General features: G+C 74.7%; 17 protein-coding genes. 1 reads left to right on the top strand and 16 read right to left on the bottom strand.

Features of this window, described 5'->3' with window-relative positions:
* Positions 1-85 precede the first annotated feature (85 nt).
* The 13 genes from hpf to ACI3ET_RS03995 form a co-directional block, all read right to left on the bottom strand.
* Positions 86-772: a ribosome hibernation-promoting factor, HPF/YfiA family gene (gene hpf, locus ACI3ET_RS04055; RefSeq protein ID WP_405031675.1), complete on the bottom strand. Its 687-nt coding sequence runs from the start codon at positions 770-772 to the stop codon at positions 86-88.
* Between the two features lie 112 nt (positions 773-884).
* The gene (locus ACI3ET_RS04050) at positions 885-1,661 is read right to left on the bottom strand and encodes a ComF family protein (RefSeq protein ID WP_405031674.1); all 777 of its coding nucleotides are present in this window, start codon (positions 1,659-1,661) and stop codon (positions 885-887) included.
* A 98-nt stretch (positions 1,662-1,759) separates the two neighbouring features.
* Complete coding sequence (locus tag ACI3ET_RS04045; RefSeq protein WP_405031673.1) at positions 1,760-3,592, bottom strand: LpqB family beta-propeller domain-containing protein; 1,833 nt, start codon at positions 3,590-3,592, stop codon at positions 1,760-1,762.
* The gene (gene mtrB, locus ACI3ET_RS04040) at positions 3,589-5,388 is read right to left on the bottom strand and encodes an MtrAB system histidine kinase MtrB (RefSeq protein ID WP_405031672.1); all 1,800 of its coding nucleotides are present in this window, start codon (positions 5,386-5,388) and stop codon (positions 3,589-3,591) included. Before mtrB ends, ACI3ET_RS04045 begins: the two co-directional genes overlap by 4 nt.
* Position 5,389: 1 nt before the next feature.
* Complete coding sequence (gene mtrA, locus ACI3ET_RS04035; protein WP_405031671.1) at positions 5,390-6,067, bottom strand: MtrAB system response regulator MtrA; 678 nt, start codon at positions 6,065-6,067, stop codon at positions 5,390-5,392.
* A 23-nt stretch (positions 6,068-6,090) separates the two neighbouring features.
* On the bottom strand, positions 6,091-7,554 hold the full coding sequence (ahcY, locus tag ACI3ET_RS04030) for an adenosylhomocysteinase (RefSeq protein ID WP_405031670.1): 1,464 nt from the start codon (positions 7,552-7,554) through the stop codon (positions 6,091-6,093).
* Positions 7,555-7,564: 10 nt separating this feature from the next.
* Entirely contained in the window at positions 7,565-8,986 is a 1,422-nt protein-coding gene (locus ACI3ET_RS04025; protein ID WP_463671513.1) for a mycothione reductase, read from the bottom strand.
* A gap of 9 nt (positions 8,987-8,995) precedes the next feature.
* Entirely contained in the window at positions 8,996-10,249 is a 1,254-nt protein-coding gene (locus tag ACI3ET_RS04020; protein ID WP_405031668.1) for a kynureninase, read from the bottom strand.
* On the bottom strand, positions 10,242-11,138 hold the full coding sequence (gene kynA, locus ACI3ET_RS04015) for a tryptophan 2,3-dioxygenase (RefSeq protein ID WP_405031678.1): 897 nt from the start codon (positions 11,136-11,138) through the stop codon (positions 10,242-10,244). The genes ACI3ET_RS04020 and kynA overlap by 8 nt, the downstream gene beginning before the upstream one ends.
* Before the next feature lie 90 nt (positions 11,139-11,228).
* On the bottom strand, positions 11,229-12,524 hold the full coding sequence (locus ACI3ET_RS04010; protein WP_405031667.1) for an SIS domain-containing protein: 1,296 nt from the start codon (positions 12,522-12,524) through the stop codon (positions 11,229-11,231).
* A gap of 14 nt (positions 12,525-12,538) precedes the next feature.
* Positions 12,539-12,748 carry a Trm112 family protein gene (locus ACI3ET_RS04005; protein ID WP_405031666.1) on the bottom strand — a complete coding sequence of 70 codons (210 nt, stop codon included), beginning with the start codon at positions 12,746-12,748 and terminating at the stop codon, positions 12,539-12,541.
* Between the two features lie 3 nt (positions 12,749-12,751).
* Positions 12,752-14,197 (bottom strand): phosphomannomutase/phosphoglucomutase, encoded by a 1,446-nt coding sequence (locus ACI3ET_RS04000; RefSeq protein ID WP_405031665.1) that lies wholly within the window; start codon positions 14,195-14,197, stop codon positions 12,752-12,754.
* A 38-nt stretch (positions 14,198-14,235) separates the two neighbouring features.
* Positions 14,236-14,613 carry a DUF3499 domain-containing protein gene (locus ACI3ET_RS03995; protein ID WP_405031664.1) on the bottom strand — a complete coding sequence of 126 codons (378 nt, stop codon included), beginning with the start codon at positions 14,611-14,613 and terminating at the stop codon, positions 14,236-14,238.
* 94 nt (positions 14,614-14,707) lie between these two features.
* On the opposite strand from ACI3ET_RS03995, the gene ACI3ET_RS03990 reads away from it, so the two are divergent.
* Positions 14,708-15,094, top strand: a complete 387-nt coding sequence (locus ACI3ET_RS03990; protein ID WP_405031663.1) for a metallopeptidase family protein — start codon at positions 14,708-14,710, stop codon at positions 15,092-15,094.
* 18 nt (positions 15,095-15,112) lie between these two features.
* Here ACI3ET_RS03990 and ACI3ET_RS03985 read toward each other — a convergent pair whose 3' ends face one another.
* The 3 genes from ACI3ET_RS03985 to ACI3ET_RS03975 form a co-directional block, all read right to left on the bottom strand.
* Positions 15,113-15,550: a cupin domain-containing protein gene (locus ACI3ET_RS03985; protein WP_405031662.1), complete on the bottom strand. Its 438-nt coding sequence runs from the start codon at positions 15,548-15,550 to the stop codon at positions 15,113-15,115.
* Positions 15,551-15,680: 130 nt separating this feature from the next.
* Complete coding sequence (locus ACI3ET_RS03980) at positions 15,681-17,519, bottom strand: DUF5719 family protein (protein WP_405031661.1); 1,839 nt, start codon at positions 17,517-17,519, stop codon at positions 15,681-15,683.
* Positions 17,512-20,805: a glycosyltransferase family 2 protein gene (locus tag ACI3ET_RS03975; RefSeq protein ID WP_405031660.1), complete on the bottom strand. Its 3,294-nt coding sequence runs from the start codon at positions 20,803-20,805 to the stop codon at positions 17,512-17,514. The genes ACI3ET_RS03980 and ACI3ET_RS03975 overlap by 8 nt, the downstream gene beginning before the upstream one ends.

The raw sequence follows: 20,805 nt of genomic DNA, 5'->3' as shown, positions 1-20,805 counted from the left end.
GGGGGGCAACAGCCCAATTGTACAGGGGAAAGGGGGATGGGTCCCTCCCCTTGGGGGGGGGTGGCCCCGCGGTCCACACCGACGATCAGCTGGCGACGGCCGCCCGCTCGGTGTCGGGGTCGTCCTCCACGGGCGAGTCGTCCAGGTCCAGCCGCAGGACGCCGTAGGACCAGCCGCGGCGGCGGTAGACGACGCTGGGACGGTCGGTGTCCACGTCGTGGAAGAGGAAGAAGTCGTGACCGACGAGCTCCATCCGGGACAGCGCCTGCCCCACGGTCATCGGGCTGGAGGGATGCACCTTCTCGCGGACCTCGATCGGGCTGTTGCCCTGGGTGTCCAGCGCCGCGTCGACGGCCTCCTCGGGAGACAGCGCCGCCTCCGGGGCCTCGTGCGGGTTCCTGTCGAGGGCTGCGGTCGGCAGCCCGAAGGTCGCCTCCGCCACGGACGGGAGCCGGTGCTTGCCGGTGTGGCTGATCCGCTTGCGGTCGTGCATGCGGCGCAGGCGCTCGGTGAGCTTGCTCATCGCCAGGTCCACCGCGGCGTAGTCGTCGTCCGCGGCGGCCTCGGCGCGGACCACCGTGCGGGGGGCGAAGCAGGTGATCTCGCAGCGCTCGGACTGGGCGGACTGGCGAGGGTTGACCTCGTGCGTCAGGACGACCTCGATGCGCTGCACCCGTGGCGCCAGCTGGGGGATCTTGCTGAGCTTGTCCTCCAGATGGCGGCGAAAGCGCTCGGAAACTTCCCGCTTGCGACCGGTCACGATGAGTTCCATGAATCCTCCATGCAGTGGTGGGGTGGGTGCTGTCGTGTGGCGTCGGAACGGCGCCCTCGCTCGTCCGGCCTCACCCCCTGACACTGATGAAGAGGTGCTCCATACACCCACATTAGTCGGACCCCTCCGCTTCCGGTAGTGCGGGTGTGGACGGCGCGCCGCGCGTCCCCGGACGGCGCCCGGAGCGCTGCGTCGCGGCCACCGTGACGGCGACCACCGGCCCGCTGCCGGCCTCCCGCAGCGCCCGCGCGCACTCGACCAGGGTCGCTCCGGTCGTCACCACGTCGTCGACGACGACGCACGGAACCCCCCGCAGCCCGGGTACGACGTCAGAACGGACCCGCACCGCGCCCGCCAGGTTGCGCCACCGCTGGGCGCTGCCCAGACCCGCCTGGTCGGCGACGTGCCGGGACAGCCGCAGTGCGTCGACGACCCGGAGCGGGCGGGCCCGGCGACCGAGCGCCGCACCGGCCAGCGAGGCCACCCGGTGCTCTCCGCGCGCCCGGATGCTGGCAGGCGACGACGGCGCGGGCACGACCGCCACCGACCTCCCGGCGCGGAGGGCGGCCCGGTGCGGCGGCGAGCCGTCGAGCGCCGCGGCGAGGACGTCTCGCAGCACCGGGGCGAGCCGGGCCGTGAGATCGGCCCGCCCGCCGTCCTTCCAGACCACCACCGCGGCCCGCACCTCGTCGGCGTAGGCAGGGCCGACCCACGTCGGCGGCATGCCGGGCGGCGACGGGGTCGGCCCCCAGGGACGGGGTGCCGTGGCGCCGAGCACGGTCGCGCAGCGCTCGCACCACCGCTGCCCCGCCAGGGCGCACCCGGCGCACGCCGACGGCGCGGCGAGCTCGACCAGCGCGAGCACGTCCTCCCAGGGGCGCCACGGCATACCCGACAGCCTGCGGCACCACCGGACCACCCCGCCCCGCCCGTCCACAGGCCCGGGGCCGGGGCCGGGTCCGGGGCCGGGGACGCAAGCCGCCGCCCTCAGGACCCGGGGATGATCAGCTCGTCGCCGTTGCGGGCGTCGTACCAGCCGGTGGACCCCTCGCGGGTGTGGAAGCGGCCGTCGTCGGTCTTGACGACCGGGGTGGAGGTCTCGCCGGTCGGCACGGCCTGGACGTCGACGAGGCCGGACTGCTCGCCCAGCTCCTCCAGCCAGCCGCCGAGCGGGACCTCGAAGGCGACGAGACGCTGGTCCTGCTCGCGCAGCCCGGTGACGAACATCGCCTCGGTCGCCGACCACCGGGCCGAGGTCACGCTCACCAGGGTCGACGCGGCGTCGAGGGGCTCGGCCAGGTCGGTGGGGCGACCCTCGCTGTCCCGGACGATGCCGGCGACGAGAAGACGCTGGCGTCCCACGAGCGCCGGCGTGTCGCCCTCCGGCTCGGCGCTGCCGACCTCCTCCACGACCATCAGCGCCCTGGTGCCGTCCGGCGACACCCGGAACGCGGTGATGCGCTCGTCGTCCTCGAGGAAGGTCACCTCCACGGGCTTGGCCAGACCCTGCAGCTCCGTCGCGCTCACCCACCAGGCGCGGGGCGCCCCCCCGCCGCGGGCGGTGCCCGCCACCCAGACGGCACCGTGGGGGTCGAAGCTGGGGGCGGTGAGCTGGTCGCCGATGCCCTCGTTGACGTAGGCCTGCCCGTCACGCCACCGCCACATCCGGGTGCCGTCGGTGGAGACCGCGGCGAGCTGCTCGAGGCCGGCCGATGCCGCGACCCCGGTCCACGCCAGGCTGAGGTTGGGCAGGTCGACCGTGCTGGCCGCAGGGCTCTGCACGTCGGGCAGGTTGTAGCGGCTGGGGTCAACGACCTCGAAGCTCTCGCCGCGGCGCAGCAGGGCCTGGTCGATGGTGCGGACGACGTCCTCGTAGCCCAGGTCCGAGTCGGCGTCGACCGCTCCGTCGTCCTCCCCCAGCTGGCTGCGCCCACCCAGCCGCACGTCGACCGCGGTGACCCCGTTGAGGGCGAGCAGCGCATGGCCGAGCTGCGCGCGCAGCTGGTCGATCCGCTCGGGGTCGTCGCTCAGGCCCGGGCCGGTGAGGCTGACGGTGGCCACCTGCCCGACGGGGTCCACCGGCACGGCACCGACGGCCAGCGTCACGTCGGGGGCCGAGCCCGTCCGGACCGCCCCCTGCAGGTAGGCGGGGACCGGCGCCAGCTGGGCCCGGGTGAGCGAGGTCGCCAGGCCCTCGCCTCGCGGGAGCCATCGTGTGTCCGGGACGAACAGGTCCAGGTGCGGGTTGAGGTAGTGGACCTGCGACTCGCGGAACGCCAGCTCGAGGTCGTTGCGGGAGAGCCACAGCCCGAAGTCGTCCGGGAGGCCGCTGATCCGCCACTCCCCGTCGACCTGCGCCAGCTCGAAGGACTGCGAGGACACCCGCCCCGCCGGCTCCTCGGTCAGCCAGCCGTCCTCGTCGATGCGTGCGGTGACCGGCACCGTCACCGTCACCGTCCCCGCTCCGGTGGCGGTGACGGTCGGGGTCCCCTCGTAGACCAGGACGTGGCTCGTCGGCACCCAGTCGCTGGCCAGGCCCGTCGTCAGGTAGGTGCGCGCCACGTCGTCGGTGGCGGCGAAGCCCACGTTGGCCCTCAGGAAGCCCTGAACGATCTCGGTCGTCGACGCCCCGGTCTGCGGCGGTGGCAGCAGACGCTGGACGTCCTGGCGGGGCTGGACGTTGACGGCCAGCCCCGGCTGCGGGACCGGGTCGGTCGGCAGCGCCGGCGAGCACCCCACCACGAGGGTGGCCAGGCCCGCGAGCAGGGCCACCCCGGTCCGGCGCCGTCGCAGGGGCGGGGTAGGGCGCGTGCCGGTCACGAGGTCTCCTCCCGGGAGGCGAGGGCGAGGACGACGGGGGGCACCACGCCGTCGAGGTCGGCCCCGCCCGCAGCCCCGGGCGGCGGGGGGACCGGTGGTGGTGCCTCGGCGACCACGTAGGTGCCGTGGCGCGGCAGGACGAGCCGGAAGCAGGTCCCCTTGTGGGGGGCGCTGCCGACCTGCAGCCACCCGCCGTGCACCCTGGCGTCCTCGGTCGCGATCGCCAGACCCAGCCCGGTGCCTCCCGTCGTGCGGTTGCGGGCCGGGTCGGCGCGCCAGAAGCGGTCGAAGACGTGCGCCTGCTGCTCCTGGTCCAGCCCGCTGCCGTGGTCGCGCACGCTGACGGCGACGACCTCGTCGGTGGCCGCCACCGTGACCACGACCGGCCGGCCGTCCCCGTGCTCGATCGCGTTGCTCAGCAGGTTGCGCAGCACCCGTGAGATGCGCCGGCCGTCCATCAGCGTCGGCAGCGGACCCTCCGGACCCCGCACCTCCACGGGGGTGGACATCCGGGCGGCGAGCGTCGACACGCCGTCGGCCGCTGCGCGCACCAGCGCCACGAGGTCCTCGGTGTGACGCTCGAGGGTGGCCGCACCGGAGTCGAACCGGCTGATCTCGAGCAGCTCCGAGAGCAGGTCCTCGAACCGGTCGAGCTCCTGCTGGAGCAGCTCCGCGGAACGGGCGACCGGCTCGGGGAAGTCCTCGCGGTAGGCGTGCAGCAGGTCGCCGGCCATCCGGATGGTGGTGAGCGGGGTACGCAGCTCGTGGGAGACGTCGGAGACGAACCGCTGCTGCAGCTGCGACAGCGAGCGCAGCTCGCGGATCTGCAGCTGGATCGAGTCGGCCATCGTGTTGAACGAGGTCGCCAGCAGCGCGAGCTCGTCGGTGCCCTGCACGGGCAGCCGCTCGTCGAGGTGTCCCTGGGCCAGCTGCTGGGAGACCGCGGCGGCGCGGGCGACAGGGCGGGTGACCATCCGGGTGGCCAGCCAGCCGAGGCCGGCGACCAGGACGGTCAGGCCGATCGCGGCGGCGTAGAACACCTGGCGGACCAGGGTGAGCGTCTCCTGCTCGCGCACGAGCGGGTAGACGAGCATGAGGTCGTAGGGTCCGGCGCGCGGCACGTTGACGCGCGACCCGACGACCACGGAGGTGACCGGTCCCTCCTGGCCCGCGAGCGTCAGCGGGACCACGACCGTCTGCTGGTTGGCCGGGTCGGTCTCGATCGCCTGCTGCAGGGCGGCGGGCAGGTCGGTGGCGGTCACGCCCACGCTCAGCGGGGGCACGATGCTGCCGCGGTCGTTGCCCAGCGCGGGCAGCAGCAGCACGCGGCGTCCGTCGGCGGGGCTGTTGCCGGCCATGGACTGCACCTGGTCGTCGGCGGTCTGGGTGAGGCCGGAGTCGTCGCGCCGGTCGGTCGAGTCGAACGCCTCCTGCGCGAGCGCCACCTGCTGGGAGGCGTCCCGCTGGGCGGTGTCCATGCTCTGGGCCACCAGCCCCCCGGCGATCTGCTGGTAGATGACGGTGCCGAGCAGGGCCGCGACCGCCAGTCCGACCAGCACCGTGGTGGTGATGACCCGGGTCCGCAGGGAGGCCTGCCACCACCGCTGCACGGTCGCCCACGGGGACGGTGCCGCCGCCCGTCGGTGCGGGTGGCCCCCGTCGGGGTGAGTCGTCGCGGCGTGGGACGCGGTGGTCGGGTGGGACGCGGTCAGGGGTCGGACGGCGCGCAGCGGCGGGAGCCGGCGCACCGTGGTCTCCCGCCCTGTCGGCGTCGCCTCGGGGAGGCGCGGCGTCACCTCAGGGATGGCCGGCCTTGTATCCCACGCCACGGACCGTCACCACGATCTGGGGGTTCTCCGGGTCCTTCTCGATCTTGGAGCGCAGCCGCTGCACGTGCACGTTGACCAGTCTGGTGTCCCCCGCGTGCCGGTAGCCCCACACCTGCTCCAGCAGCGACTCCCGGTCGAAGACCTGCGACGGCTTGCTCGCCAGGGCCACCAGGAGGTCGAACTCCAGCGGGGTCAGGGGTATGACGTCGCCGCCCCGGGTGACCTCGTGGCCAGCGACGTCGATCGTCACGTCGCCGACCTGCAGATGGCCGTCGTCCCCGGTGTCGATGCGGCGCAGCCGCGCCCGGATCCGGGCGAGGAGCTCCTGGGGCTTGAACGGCTTGACGACGTAGTCGTCGGCACCGGCCTCCAGCCCCGCGACGACGTCCCGGGTGTCGGTGCGCGCTGTGAGCATGACGATCGGCACGCCCGACTCCGCGCGCAGCTGGTGCGCGACCTCGATGCCGTCCAGCGTCGGCAGCATGACGTCGAGCAGCACGAGGTCGGGCTTGAGCTCGCGGAACATCGCCAGGGCGCGGCCGCCGTCGCCGCAGGTGGCCACGTCGTACCCCTCCTTGCGGAGCACGATGCCGAGCATCTCGGCGAGGGCCTGGTCGTCGTCGACGACGAGCACGCTGGCGGTCACGGCGTTCCTCCTTCAGCGGGTGGTCAGTAGCGGTAGTGGTCCGGCTTGTAGGGGCCGGCGACGTCGACGCCCAGGTAGTCGGCCTGCTCCTTGGTGAGCTCGGTGAGCTCGGCGGCGACCGAGCCCAGGTGCAGGCGGGCGACCTCCTCGTCGAGGCTCTTGGGCAGCGTGTGCACCCCCAGCGGGTAGCTGTCCGGACGGGTGAACAGCTCGATCTGGGCCAGCACCTGGTTGGCGAAGCTGGTCGACATCACGAAGCTGGGGTGGCCGGTGGCGTTGCCGAGGTTGAGCAGCCGACCCTCGGAGAGCACGATGACCGAGCGCTCGGGGCGCTGCGCGTCGGCGGGCAGCGTCCACTCGTGGACCTGCGGCTTGATCTCGGTGCGGCGCACGTCGGGGATCCGGGCCAGGCCGGTCATGTCGATCTCGTTGTCGAAGTGGCCGATGTTGCCCAGGATCGCCTTGTCCTTCATCCGCGCGACGTGCTCGGCGGTGACGACGTCCTTGCAGCCGGTCGCGGTGACGAGGAAGTCGGCCTGCCCGACCACGTCGTCGAGGCGGGCCACCTGGTAGCCCTCCATCGAGGCCTGCAGCGCGCAGATCGGGTCGATCTCGGTGACGATGACGCGGGCGCCCTGCCCGCGGAGCGCCTCGGCACACCCCTTGCCCACGTCGCCGAACCCGCAGACGACCGCCACCTTGCCGCCGATGAGGACGTCGGTGGCCCGGTTGATGCCGTCGATGAGGCTGTGGCGGCAGCCGTAGGTGTTGTCGAACTTGCTCTTGGTCACCGAGTCGTTGACGTTGATCGCCGGGAAGATCAGCTCCCCCGCCTCGTGCAGCTGGTAGAGCCGGTGGACCCCGGTGGTCGTCTCCTCGGTCACCCCGCGCAGGCCCTCGGCGACCTCGGTCCAGCGCGTCGGGTGCTCGGCCAGGCCGGAGCGCACGGTCTGGAGGATCACCCGCCACTCCTCGGGGTCCTCGGCCTCGGCCGACGGCACCGCCCCCTGCTGCTCCCACTCGCGCCCCTTGTGGACCAGCAATGTGGCGTCACCGCCGTCGTCGAGGATCATGTTGGGGCCTGCCCCGTCCGGCCACAGCATGATCTGGGTGGTGCACGCCCAGTACTCCTCCAGCGTCTCGCCCTTCCAGGCGAAGACCGGGACCCCCTGGGGGTCCTGCGGCGTGCCCGCCCCCACGACGACCGCGGCGGCGGCCTCGTCCTGGGTCGAGAAGATGTTGCACGACGCCCAGCGGACCTCGGCCCCCAGCGCCACCAGCGTCTCGATGAGCACGGCCGTCTGCACCGTCATGTGCAGCGAGCCGGCGATCCGCGCCCCCGCGAGCGGGCGCTGGTCCGCGAACCGTTCGCGCAGGGCCATGAGGCCGGGCATCTCGTGCTCGGCCAGGCGGATCTGGTGGCGGCCCTGCTCGGCGAGCGAGAGGTCGGCGACCTGGTGGTCCAGGGTCGTGGTGAAGACAGACATGCCGCCCATGCTACGTGGCGAGGTCGAGTCCCAGGAGCGCGTTCTCGAGCACCTCTGCCAGGGCGGGGTGGATCCAGTACTGCCCGTGGGCCAGCTCGTGGGCGGTCACCGGCCCTGCCGCCCCGCCGAAGCTGAGCGCCTGGACGACCGGCTGGATGAGGCTGGAGACGTGCGGGCCCATCGCGTGCGCGCCGAGCAGCTGTCCTGTGCGGCGGTCGGCCACCACCTTGAACAGGCTCGTGGTGTCCTCCATGGCCCAGCCGTAGGCGATGTCGCCGAACCGCTGGGTCTTGGTGGCCACGTCGTAGCCGTGTCCCCTCGCCTGGGCCTCGGTGAGGCCGACGGTGGCGACCTGCGGGTGGCTGAAGACGGCGGCCGGGACGTAGCGGTGGTCGAAGACGTGCAGGTCCTCGGGATGGGCCAGGTTGTGCGCCACCACCCTCGCCTCGTGGTTGGCCACGTGCTTGAGCTGGTGCGGAGAGCTCACGTCGCCCAGGGACCAGACCCCCTGGACGCCGGTGCGCCCGTGCCCGTCGACGACGACCCGGCCGTCGACGTGCGTGCGCACGCCGGTGTGCTCCAGGCCCAGGTCGTCGGAGTTCGGGATGCGCCCGGTGGCCACGAGCAGCAGCTCTCCGGTCACCGTCGTGCCGTCGGCGAGGTCGAGCTCCACGCCCTGCCCGCCGTGGCGGACGGCCGTGGGCAGCGCCCGGGTGTGCAGGTGCCAGCGCTCGCGGGCCAGGTCGGTGAAGGCCTCGGACACCTCGGCGTCCAGCACCCGGAGCATCCGGTCGGTGCGGGTGACCACGGTGACCTCGACCCCCAGCGCGGAGAAGACGTGCGCGAACTCCGCCGCGATCACGCCGCCGCCCACGATCACCATGCTCGCCGGCAGCTCCTCCAGCCGCATCACCGTGTCCGAGGTGTGGAAGGGCACGCCCGACCCGCTGATCAGCGCCGGGACGCGGGGGCGTGAGCCGGTGGCGATCACGACCTGGTCGCCGGTGATGCGGTGCCGGGTCCCCACCTCGTGGTGGCCGCCGGGCCGGGTGATCTCGACCTCGATCTCACGGTCGGCCACGAACCGCCCGTGACCGAGGTAGGCCTCCGTGTGCTCCGCGTCCCGCCGGTAGTCGCGGCCGCCCTCGGCGATCGGGTCGATCCGCCCGAAGATCCGGTCCCTGATGTCGGGCCAGCGCACCCCTGCGAGGGTGGCGTCCACGCCATACCTGGCCGCGTCGCGGACGGTGTGCGCGACCTCCGCGGCATAGACGAACATCTTCGTGGGGATGCAGCCCACGTTGAGGCAGGTCCCGCCGAAGACCCCCTTCTCCACGACGGCCGTGCGGCGGTCCGCGAAGTCCTCGGTGACGAGCGAGTTGCCCGAGCCGCTGCCGAGGATGATCAGGTCGTAGTGGGTCTGCTCGTTCACCGGCACAGGCTAGCCCTCCCGCTCCAGCTCTTCGCGCACCGCGGCCAGGCCGTCCCAGAGCTCGACGAAGCGGGTGGACAGGGGCGCCGGGCCCAGCCGCAGACCGTCCGGGGAGCGGAAGTCGGGGATGACGCCGCGCTGCCACAGGCGGGCCGTGACCTCGCGGAACCGGGGGTGGCGCAGGGTGAGGTGCCCCCCGCGCCGCGCGTGCTCGCGAGGGCTGGCGACCTGCACCCCGAGGGCGGCGGGCCAGGCGTCGACCACCGCCAGGGCCAGGTCGGTCAGCCGCAGCGACTTCGCACGGACGGCCTCGATCCCGGCCGCCTCGAGCATCTCGACGCCGAGGCGCACGGGGACCATCCCGGTGACCGGCGGTGTGCCGCTGACCAGCGAGCGGACGCCGGGTGCGGGGACGTAGCCCTGCTCCATGAGAAAGGGGTCGCGGCGGCCCATCCAGCCCTGGACAGGCTGGCGCAGCGTGGGCAGGTCGTGGAGCCGAAAGGCGAGGTAGGCGTGCGCGGGGGCGCCCGGGCCGCCGTTGAGGTACTTGTAGTCGCAGCCCACGGCCGCGTCCCACCCCCAGTCGTCGGCCCGGACCGGCACCGACCCGGCCGAGTGGCAGGTGTCCCACAGCACGAGGGCACCCGCGTCGTGGGCCAGCGTTGTGATCCGCTCGGCGTCGGCCACCCACCCGGAGCGGTAGGCGACGTGGGAGACGAGCACGACCGCGGTGCGCGGCCCCACAGCTCCCGCCACCTGCTCGGGGGTCACCCCGGCGACGGGGTCGGTGTCGATCCAGCGCAGGGTCAGCCCGCGCTCGGCGGCCACCCCCTCGGAGACGTAGCGGTCGGTCGGGAAGTTGTCGGTGTCCAGGACGATCTCGGTGCGGTGGGGGTGGACGGCGACCTGGTGGTCGACGAGCGCCCGCAGCACCTTGTAGAGCAGCACGGTCGTGGAGTCGGCCACCACCGTCTGGCCGGCCGCCGCGCCGAGCGCGGCCCGCCCGACGAGGTCGCCGACCTCCGTGGGCCACGTCATCCAGCCCTCGTCCCAGCTGCGGATGAGCCGGGTGCCCCACTCCTGGCGCACGAGGCGCGCCACCGCGTCGGCGGTCCCGGCCACTGGCCGGCCCAGCGAGTTCCCGTCGAGGTAGGCCACGACCCCCTGGGCCGGTTCGAAGCGGTCGGGAAAGGCAGCGAGCGGGTCGGCCGCGTCGAGGGCGAGGGCGTCCTCGCGGGTGGGTGCGGACGGGGACTCACTCATCTGCTGCTCCTCCGTGGTAGCCCGGCGGCTCGACGTCCTGGATCCGGGCCCGCACGTCGTAGAGCTCGGGGAAGAAGGTCAGGTCGAGCGCCCGGCGCAGGAACGGCACGCCCGAGGACCCGCCCGTCCCCTTCTTGGAGCCGATGATGCGCTCCACGGTCTTGAGGTGACGAAAGCGCCAGACCTGGAAGTTGTCCTCGACGTCGACGAGGTCCTCGGCCACCTCGTACTCCAGCCAGTGCGCGGAGGGGTCGGCGTAGACGGTCCGCAGGACGTCGACGACGCCCTCGTGGGAGTCGTAGGGCGTGGTGACGTCGCGCTCGAGCACCTCCCTCGGCACGGGATGGCCGCGGCGCGCCAGCCAGCGCAGCACCTCGTCGTAGAGGCTCGGCTCGTGCAGCAGCGCGTCGAGGCGCGCGTGCACGGCCTGGTCGTGGGCGAAGACGGGCAGCAGCGAGGCGTTCTTGTTGCCGAGGGAGAACTCGACGGCGCGGTACTGCCAGGACTGGAAGCCCGAGCCGGTGGCCAGGAAGGAGCGGAACTGGGCGTACTCGCTCGGGGTGAGCGTCGCCAGCACCGACCACTGCTCGGTGAGCGTGTGCTGGATGTGCTTGACGCGCGCCAGCCGCTTCAGGGCCGGCTGCAGGTCGTCGGCGGCGATCAGGGCCCGGGCGGAGGTGAGCTCGTGCAGCATCAGCTTGAGCCACAGCTCGGAGGTCTGGTGCTGGACGATGAACAGCATCTCGTCGTGCCGCGGCGGCACCGCCCGCGGGTGCTGCGCCGAGAGCACGCGCCCCAGGTCGAGGTAGTCGCCGTAGGACAGGTTGCGCCCGAAGTCCCGCTCGATCCCGGTCTCGAGGTCGCGCCGGGACCGGGCGGGGCGCGCCACCGGGTCGGGGGTCGCGTCGCTGCGGCCGGTGGCCGGGGTGTCGTCGCTGCTCACGTGGTGCAGTCAACCACCCGGCGGCGACGGACCGCCTCAGCGCGTCCGGTCGCGCAGGTCAGCCACGTGCGGCGAGACGGAGGGGTCCAGCCCCAGCCCGATCGCCAGGTAGGTGGCCGTGAAGTCGACCACCGCGATGTGGTCCGCGAGCCGGACGACCGGCTCGCCCGCGCGCGCACGGACCTCCATCACCCGCACGCCGGCGTCCCTGGCGGTGGTCAGCACCGCCTCGGTGAGGGCCTCGGCCTGCACCGACTCCGGCGTCCGCGGCTCCACCTCGGCGTCGCGCAGCATGAGCAGCCCCAGGCGCGGGGCCGCCGTCCCTTCGAGGTAGGGGTCGGCGAAGACGTCCCGCTCGGGCTTCGGGCTGCGTCCCCGCTCCATGAGCTCCCCCTCCGGCTCGGCGAAGTGGTGCGGCTCCCAGGAGCTGGTGTCGATGTCGCCCAGCCGGATCCGACCGTCGTCGTAGGTGCCGGGGCGGGGTCCGCCCGTGGCGGTACCGGTCGTCGTCCAGGGCCCGTCGAAGCAGGCGACGATCCCGCTCGCGGCGTCCGGCAGCTCGCCGGCCAGGGCCGGGATCCGCGCGGTCCGGGCCAGCATGGAGGACGCCCGGGTGGCCGCCACTCCCCCGAGCGGACCGTCGCCGAGGACGACCGGCACGGTCTCGGCGAGCTGGACGGCGAGGAGCTTGGCGGGGTTGACGAACGACTCCGAGGTCGGGCGCAGCGACTCCGCCTGCTCGTCCAGCCGGTCGGCCATCGTCTCGAGCACATCCTCGGGGGCCTCGAGCAGCCCGAGGCGGTCGGCGCCCACGAGGACAGGGGTGAGCATCGTCCACAGGGCGGTCCGGGAGTTGATCCGCTGACGTCCCACGCCGACGTGGATGCCCCGGGCGCGGCGGGTCACCTCGGCCAGCGGCGAGTCGTCGAGCCCGACGGTCAGGAGCGAGGCGCCCCGGCGGGCGGCCTCCGCGGCGACCGCCAGCGGTCCGGGCGCCCGGCCGGACAGGGAGACGGCGACGACCAGGTCGAGCGGTCCCACCCACCCGGGCAGCGGGAGGTTGCGCCGGGCCTGCACCGGCACCGGCGACCCCGGCTCGGCCAGCAGCTCCAGCACGTCCGCGACGATCGAGGAGCCGCCGATGGCCGCGACCAGGACCGACCTCGGGCGCTCCTGGTCCGCGAGCCGGTCCACGCCCGCGTCGCGCGCCAGGTGGATGGCCTCGCGGACCTGGGCCCCCGCCGACGCGAGCGCGCGGAGGGTGTCGAGGGAGTCCTTGCGGTGCAGCTCGTCGGCGTCGTCGAGCAGCGCCTCGTCGATGTAGGGGGGCACGGCATACCTCCTGGTCAGACGGGAACGACGACGGCGTCGTCGACGAGCAGCACGGGGATGCCGTCCTGCACCGGGTAGCGGCGCCGGCGTCCCTGACCGTCGCAGTCCTGGGCGCACTGCAGCGCGGGCCGCCCCTGCTCGTCGACGACGTCGACCAGCTCGTGGTGGCCGACGGGGCAGCGCAGGATCTCGCGCACCCAGGACTCGTACTCGGGACGTGCCATGGTTCAGGCCTCCTGTCGGACCAGGCCCAGGACCGCGTCCCGCACCTGCTCCATCGTGGTCTCGTCGTCCGCCTCGACATTGAGTCGCAGCAGGGGCTCGGTGTTGCTGGGGCGCAGGGAGAACCACCAGCGGGGCTCGTCGGTGGCCGTCATGGTCAGGCCGTCGGTGGTGTCCGCGACCGCTCCGCGAGCCCGTGCCCAGGCGCGGGCGCGGTCGGTGGCCGCCGCGACGTCGTCCACGCGGGAGTTGATCTCCCCCGAGGCTGCGTAGCGGTCGTAGCCGACGACCAGCCCGGAGAGCGGTCCGTCCTGCTCGCGCAGGGCGGCGAGGACGTGCATCGCGGCCAGCATGCCGGTGTCGGCGTACCAGAAGTCGCGGAAGTAGTAGTGAGCGGAGTGCTCCCCGCCGAAGACGGCCTCGTGCTCGGCCATCTGGGTCTTGACGAAGCTGTGCCCCACCCGGGTGCGGACGGCGCGCGCGCCGAGCTCGGCGATGGCCTCGGGCACCGAGCGCGAGCAGATGACGTTGTGCACGACGGCGACCTCGGAGGCGGGCCGCCCGGCGGCCACCTCCTTGGCGACCTCGCGCGTGGCGACCAGGGCCGTGATCGCGCTGGGGCTGACCGGCTCGCCGCGCTCGTCCACCACGAAGCACCGGTCGGCGTCCCCGTCGAAGGCGAGCCCGAGGTCGGCCTCGTGCTCCACGACGGCCGCCTGCAGGTCGCGCAGGTTCGCGGGGTCGAGCGGGTTGGCCTCGTGGTTCGGAAAGGTGCCGTCCAGCTCGAAGAACAGGGGCACCACCTCCAGCGCCAGCCCGAGCGCGGGGTCCCCCAGCACGGCCGGCACGGTGAGCCCCGCCATGCCGTTGCCGGCGTCGACGACGACGCGCAGCGGGCGCCCGCCGCGCAGGTCCACGAGCGAGCGCAGGTATGCCGCATACTCGCCGAGCATGGCGCGCTCGGTGATCGTCCCGACCCGGTCGCCGCCGGTCGGGTCCCCGTCCACGAAGCCGTGCAGGTCGGCACGGTCCAGGAGCCACTGAGCCAGGTCCCGGACCTCGTCCAGCCCGGTGTCCTGCCCCACCGGGCGGGCGCCGGAGCGGCACAGCTTGATGCCGTTGTAGGCGGCGGGGTTGTGGCTTGCGGTGAACATCGCGCCGGCCAGCCGGAGCGCCCCGCTCGCGTGGTAGAGCCCGTCGGTGGAGCACAGCCCGATCATCGTCACGTCGACCCCGTGCGCCGCCACCCCCGAGGCGAAGGCGCGGGCGAGCTCCGGCGACGAGGCGCGCATGTCATGCCCGACCGCCACCCCGCCGTGCCCCTCGGGGAGCACCACGACCTGGGCGAAGGCGGACCCCAGCGCGCGGGAGACGGCGGGGCTCAGCTGCTCGGGGACGAGCCCCCGCACGTCGTAGGCCTTGACGAAGTCGGCCAGTCTCACGGAGCTCACAGCAGGCAAGACTACCGACCGGCCGGGAGGGGTCCGGCTCAGCGCTCGCGCAGGACCCGCAGGTGACCGCGGCGGCCGATCTCGGTGACGGTGCCAACCTGGTGCTCGTGGTCGCTGCCGCTGCCCTGCTCCACCCTGACCACGGTGCCCCGGTGCTCGCGGACGGCGTCGGCCAGCGCGGCGAGGTCGTCCACGGGAGGGCGCGGCTGGCCCTCCGGCAGCTCGATGCGCACGACGTCCCAGCCGCGGGGTGCGGTCAGCCGGGTCGCGTGCTGCTCGCACAGGTCGTAGGAGTGCGGCTCGGCGTGCGTCGCGAGCGGACCCAGGACGGCCGTCTGCTCCGCGTAGACGTACGTCAGCGTCGACGACGCCGGACCGATGCACGCGGTCTTGGAGCACTGGCGAGAGACGGTCACGAGGCCCCACTCTAGGCGCCGGCACCCCCGAACCCGTGGCACCACCCCGGTGTCGCCCCGGGTCGGAGCGTCGTCGGGCGTTATCGTCGCCGGTGTGAGCACACGACGGGACCGCCGCGGTCATGGCCTGCGCGGGCCGCTGGCCTGGCCCCGCCTGCCGGTCATGACCTCGCGCGCGGCACGCTTCGACGGCATCGTCCTGGACGCCGCCGAGACGCTGGAGCATCGGCTGGGCCACGAGCTGGGCGTCGAGCTCGCCGTCGAGGAGGTGCCGCCCACAGACCCTGCCCCCTGGGAGCACGGCATACCCCTGGGTCGGCTGTTCCCGGCCGAGCGCACGGTCACGGCACGCCTGGTGCTCTACCGGCGGCCCATCGAGCAGCGCGCCCAGGACGAGGGCGAGCTCTCCGCGATCGTCTACGAGGTGATGGCCGAGCAGGTCGCGCGCATGTACGGCCGCGACCCCGACGACCTCGGCTGACCGGGGGGCGTCCCCCGCTCAGTGCTCGTTCGGGTCCTGCTCCGCGTCCTCGTGCGTCGGGTGCTCGGTGCCCGGCTCGTGGTCGGGCGGTCCGTAGAGGGCGTAGAGCTTCAGCGGCTCGTCGCCGGTGTTCGTGACGTTGTGCCAGGTGCCGGCGGGGACCAGGATCACGTCGTCGTCCTCGACGTCACGCACGAAGGACAGGTCGTCCTCCGCGGGGCCCATCTCCGTGCGTCCCCTGCCCTTCTCGACGCGCAGGAACTGGTCGTTCTCCTCGTGCACCTCCAGGCCCACGTCGTCACCGACGGGGATGCTCATCACCGTGAGCTGCAGGTGCCTGCCGGTCCACAGGGTCGTGCGGAAGTCCGTGTTGTCGAGCGTCTCCCGCTCGATGTCGACGACGTACGGCTCCTTGCCGTGGTCCGTGGCGGTGGTGTAGTCGGTGCTCTCTGCCATGGCGACCTCCTGTGACGGGTGCGTCCGGGGGATGCGCCGGACACCTCCGACAGTAGCCACCGCCCACCCGGGGCGCGACGGGAGGCCGCGGTCCCCCCGGTCGAGCGGGCTGGCCGGGTGCGGGCCGGGCTCAGGGGAGGACGACGCCCACCTGCGTGACCTGACGCTGCCACGGCACCCGTGGCAGCGTGGTGGCCGCCACGTAGGGGCCCCCCTCGTCGGCCCCCTGGAGCAGCACGGACGCCGCGACGCCCGCCGAGCCCGTGGACGTGACCCAGACCGCGCTCGCAGCAGCGGGGACCGGGACCAGCACGGTCGTGTCGTTGCGCAGCTCGAGCCGTTCGACGCTCGCCCGCCCGTCCTCGTCGAGCCACACCACCAGGGCGTCCGTCCCGTCGACGGCGGACACCGCCAGCTGCCTGCTGACGCCAGGTACGGCGTCGACCGCGGGCAGCGCCGCCCCGACCGGCGACGTGGCGACCGTGGTCGCAGCGACCCAGGCGAGGTCGCCGGCGGGCCGGACGAGCGGTTCGTCCTGGTCCGGCGCATCCTCGTCCTGGTCCGGACCCGCCGTCGTCCTGGCGCCCTCGGCTCCCGCGGGGGCGGTGGTCGTGGCTGCCTCGTCCTGCCCCTCGACCGTGGGTTTCTCGTCCGACGGCAGCAGCTGCAGCCGGGCCCCGGCGGTGACCGGCTGGTCGGAGCGCAGCCGCAGCGCGGTCGTCCCCTCCGGCAGGTCCTCGAGAGCCACGTCGACGGTGTGCCCGGCCGGCACCCGGGTCACCGCGCCGGCCAGCCGCCGGGCCCCGTCCTCGGTGAGCGCCGTGAGGTCGACGACCGCCTCGTCGACCCCCGGGGCGAGCAGGCGGAGCACGATGTCGTGCTCGCGTCCCTCCTCCGCCCGGGGCAGCGCCGGGACGACGAGATCGGTGGTCGGCTCCGCCGCTGTCAGGACGACCTCGGCGCCACGGTCGGTGGTGCCGTCGCGGAAGTGCTCGCCCAGGTGCGCGACGACGGGCCCCCCGGTCGCGTGCACCCGCACCACCGGTGAGGACACGGACGGTGCCAGCGCGTCGAGCAGCTGCACCGCGCGGCCACGCCCGGGCACCACGATCCCGGCTGCGCCCGTCGTCGGGACCGGACCGTCGGCACCCCACACGGCCACCTCCACGGTGACGGCGTCGTCACCGGGGTTGGTCAGGACCAGCTGCTCGCTGCGTCCCGGCCCCTCACCCCCACCCACGAGCCACTGCGTCTCGGTCGCGGTCGTGCACGCCGTGAGCGACAGCCCTCGCGTGCCCGGGTCGGTGCCCAGACCCAGCTGCCCGCCCACCACCCCGGGCGCCCCGGGACCGGCGGCCAGCACCAGGGCCCCTGCGGGCCCGTCCAGCACGAGCCGCGCGGCACCCTCCTCGGGCAGTCCGACCGCGCGTCCGGCCGGCCCGGTCTCGGTCAGGGCGAGCTCGGCGTCCGCGGCCTGCGCGTCGTCGTCGTCGCCAGGGCCGCCGACGGCCGACGGGACCACGACGCCGTCCTCGGCCATCCGCTCGAGCACGGCGCCCGTGGCCCACCCGGCCGACACGTCGACCGACTGAGTCGTCTCCTGGCCCTCCACGCCGAGCAGCTCAGGTCCGGGGCAGCCCAGCGCCGCGGAGCCAACGAACGAGGCCTCGTCCACCGCCCCGGAGGGGTCGGAGCTGCGGTCGTCGGAACTGCGGTCGTCGGAGCCGGCGGCCCCGTCGGAGGTGCCGCCCTCCAGCCGCACGGTGTCGTCCAGGGCCCCGACCCCCCACACGAGCGCCACGAGCACGGCGGTGCCCAGCCCGAGCCGCCACCACCGGGCGTCCCCGACGCTGCGCGGCGAGCGGCCGGGTGCCTCTCCCGCCCCTCCGCCTGACCCCGTCCCCCCGCTCGACGGGCTCTGGGCGTCGGCCGGGACGGCGTCCTCGTCCGGCGCTTCGTGCTCACTCACGTGACGGCTCCTGGTGGTCGGGCTCGGCGCGTCCGACGGGCAGCGCGAGGAAGGCCGTGATGGCGGCGAGCACGAGGGCGAGCAGGTGCCAGGCCAGCGCCGGCGGGGGCTGGGAGACGACGATGCTGCGGGTCCCCTCAGGGAGCTGCACCGACGGGGCCCCCGACACGGCCGTCGCCACCTCGGCGGGCTCGCCGTCCACGGTGACCTCGGCGTGCCGTGCCCAGCCGGCGCCCTCGGCGACCTGCAGGGTGGCACCCGGGGGGATGTCGTCCACGACGCCCTCCGAGACACCGTGGGGACCGTCGACCACGAGCCGGGACAGGGTGACCCCGTCGGCGTCGACGACCCGGACGCGCGCGGGCCGGTCGTCGACCAGGCGCCACAGCACCTCGTCCTGCGGGCTGCTCACCCGTGTGAGCCCGGGGAGGGCGTCGATCTGCCCGACGAGCGGGTGGGAGTCGTCCGTCCCGACCAGCACGTAGCCGACCCCGAGGGCCAGGAGTCCCTCGACCGCCGCCGTCGGGCTGCCGCTGCCGGCCATCGCCTCGACCGTGCGCACGACCTGTCCGGCGTCCGGCGCACCCACGGCCAGGTCCCGGGCACGGTCGCGCAGGACGCGGGCCGGCTCGGGCTCGGGCCCGAGCAGGTCCGCCGTCACCTGCGCCGGTGCGGTGGCACCACCGTCCTCGCCGACGGCACCGGGGACCAGCACCAGGGTGCGCAGCGCCGACGGTCCGCGCGACTGCTCCGCCGCCACCGCCGGCAGCGGGTCCTCCGACGGACGCAGGGATCCGTCGACCGGCCCGACGATCCCGGCCCACACCACCGAGGCCAGCCCCGCCCCGACGACGAGCACCGTGACGGCGCCCGCCGCGCCCCTCCGCCACGGGGGGGCGACCGTGGCCCCGCCGTCGGCGTCGGAGCCGCGGGGGGCTCGTCGACCGGCGAGCAGTGCGTCCAGGAGCATCCCGGCGGCCAGCAGCATCCCGGCGGCGCACAGCGAGAGGAGCGTCCCCGCCCACACGGTGACCATCTGGCCCTGCTCGACGTGACCGGTGGGCAGCACGCCCAGCGCGACACGGGGAGCGACGAGCGCGAGGGTGAGGGTGAGGACCGAGCCCGTCACCAGCACCGCGGCCCGGCGCCCGGGCCGCCCCCGGAGCGCGAGCGCCCCCAGGGCCGCAACCCACAACGGCACGGCGAGCCACAGCCCGACCGCGTCCGTCCCGGAGACGGCCACCGGGGCGCCCGCGTGCAGGAGGAGGGTCTGCCAGCCTGGGGCGACCGTCGGGAAGACGGCGGTCCCGACCGTCCCGCCGGCGCCGCCGAGCACCCGCACGGGGTCGGCCCAGGCGGCCGGCAGCCAGGGCAGGAGCAGGAGCCACGGCAGCGCCGCCAGCACCGCCCCTCGCCACCGGACCCCCCGCCCGGCGACCAGGAGCAGCAGCCCACCCACGGTGCCGGGCACCAGGACGAGCGGCACCCACTGCGCCGACACGGCGACCCCCAGTGCCGTCGCGAAGGTTGCGGCGGTGCGCCGGGTCCCACCGCCGCGCGAGGCCGCGACGGCATACCCCGCGAGCAGCAGGGGTGCCAGCACGTGGACGACGACCGGCCCGACCCGGCCGTCGGCGACGGCCGCCGTGAGCGGCGTCAGCCCGGTCCAGCCCAGCGCGAGCCCGGCCCGCAGCCACCGGCGTCGGGTGCTGCGCCGCAGTGCCAGGTATGCCGTGAGCGCGGCGGCGGGTGCGGCGAGGAAGAGCATCCAGGCGATCGTCACGCCGGCGGCGGCGTCGTCGGCGCCCGGCAGGGCCTCGACGGCGCGGGTCAGGCCGGAGAGCGGGACCAGCCAGGGCTCCGCGGGCTGCTCGTGCCCGAGGCCCCCGCCCCGCCAGCCGTCGAGCGCTGACCGCCACAGCCCGTCGGCGCCCGCGGTCAGGGGTCCCAGCTCACCCCCGACCACGCCGTGACGACCGGGCGCGAGCGAGGTGAGCAGGCCCCGCCACTGCCACGCCGTGACGACCGAGGAGAGCAGGAGGGCGGTCGCCAGCGGCCAGCTCCACCGTCTGCGGCGCGAGCGTTCCTGCCCCCCGTCGGAGAACTCGTCGGAGACCGGTCCGGTCTCCGCACCGCCCCGCCGTCCGCCGGTAGCCGCCACGTGCGCCGCCCGGGACCGGGGGTCCAGGGCGTCGCCGATCGTGTCGAGCGTGCTGCGCCAGCCCGCCCCGGCCGGCACGAACAGCCCGCGCAGGTCGCCCGGGCGCACGGTCCGGCGTCGCCGGAAGCGCCACCGCGCGCGCCAGCCACGCGCCGGGCTGAGGACGGCGCGGACGTCGGCCCACTCGTCGGCGGCGTCGTGAGGCCGCTTGACCAGCAGCAGGAGGACGGCCGCGAGCGCGCTGGTGACGAGCACGCCGAGCGCGCGCAAGGGGGACGACCACGCGGACCCGCGGGCCAGGGCGAGCTGCCGCTGCCGCACGCGCGTGCGGCGCGGGTCCACCACGCCCAGCCCCGCCTCGCCCTGGCGCACGACCGCGTCCGGGGCCACGACGACGCGGTGGCCGGTCAGGTGGGTGCGCCAGCCCAGGTCCAGGCCCTCGACCCCGTCGGAGCCGAACGCCGGGTCGAGCCCGCCGACCTCCTCCAGGACGTCGCTGCGGACCAGCGCACCGGCCAGCGGGACGCCGAGCACGTCCTGACGCAGATCGAGCTGGCCCTGGTCGACGAGCGCGACGTGACGACCGTCGGCGGCCCGGCCACCGGTGGTGACGTGCTGCCCGACCCCGACGAGGAGGCGCGGATCGTCCCCGCGGACCAGCTTGGGGCCCACGACGCCGACGCGGCTGTTGCGCCGCACCGCCGACGCCAGCGCCTCGAGCGCGGTCGGCTCGGGCAGGGAGTCGGCGTGCAGCAGCCACAACCAGTGGGCGGCGTTGACCGGGAGCGCCCGCCGCGCGTCCTCCAGGACCTGCCAGGTGGCCGGGGACCCCGCAGGTCCGTCGTGCGGGCGCACCTCCGGGGCGGGGCGAACGAGGACGGGCACCCTGGCACGGGTGAGGGGGGGGTGCTCCCGCAGGCCCGCGAGGTCGTCGTCGGGGTCGAGGCCGGCGACGAGCACGCGCTGCGGCAGGCGGGTCTGGGCGGCGAGGGCGTCGAGGACGAGGTGGAGGGGCGGGCGGACCCCCGCGCGGTCGGCGGCGAGGACGACGACCGTCACGTCGTCGACCAGCGTCCGCGCGGCGCCACCGGCGCGGACGCCCGGTCCGGGCTCCGTGGAGATCAT

Source organism: Ornithinimicrobium jinqii (genome assembly GCF_045032595.1).
Lineage (GTDB): Bacteria > Actinomycetota > Actinomycetes > Actinomycetales > Dermatophilaceae > Ornithinicoccus.
This window is presented reverse-complemented; position numbering and strand designations above follow the sequence as displayed.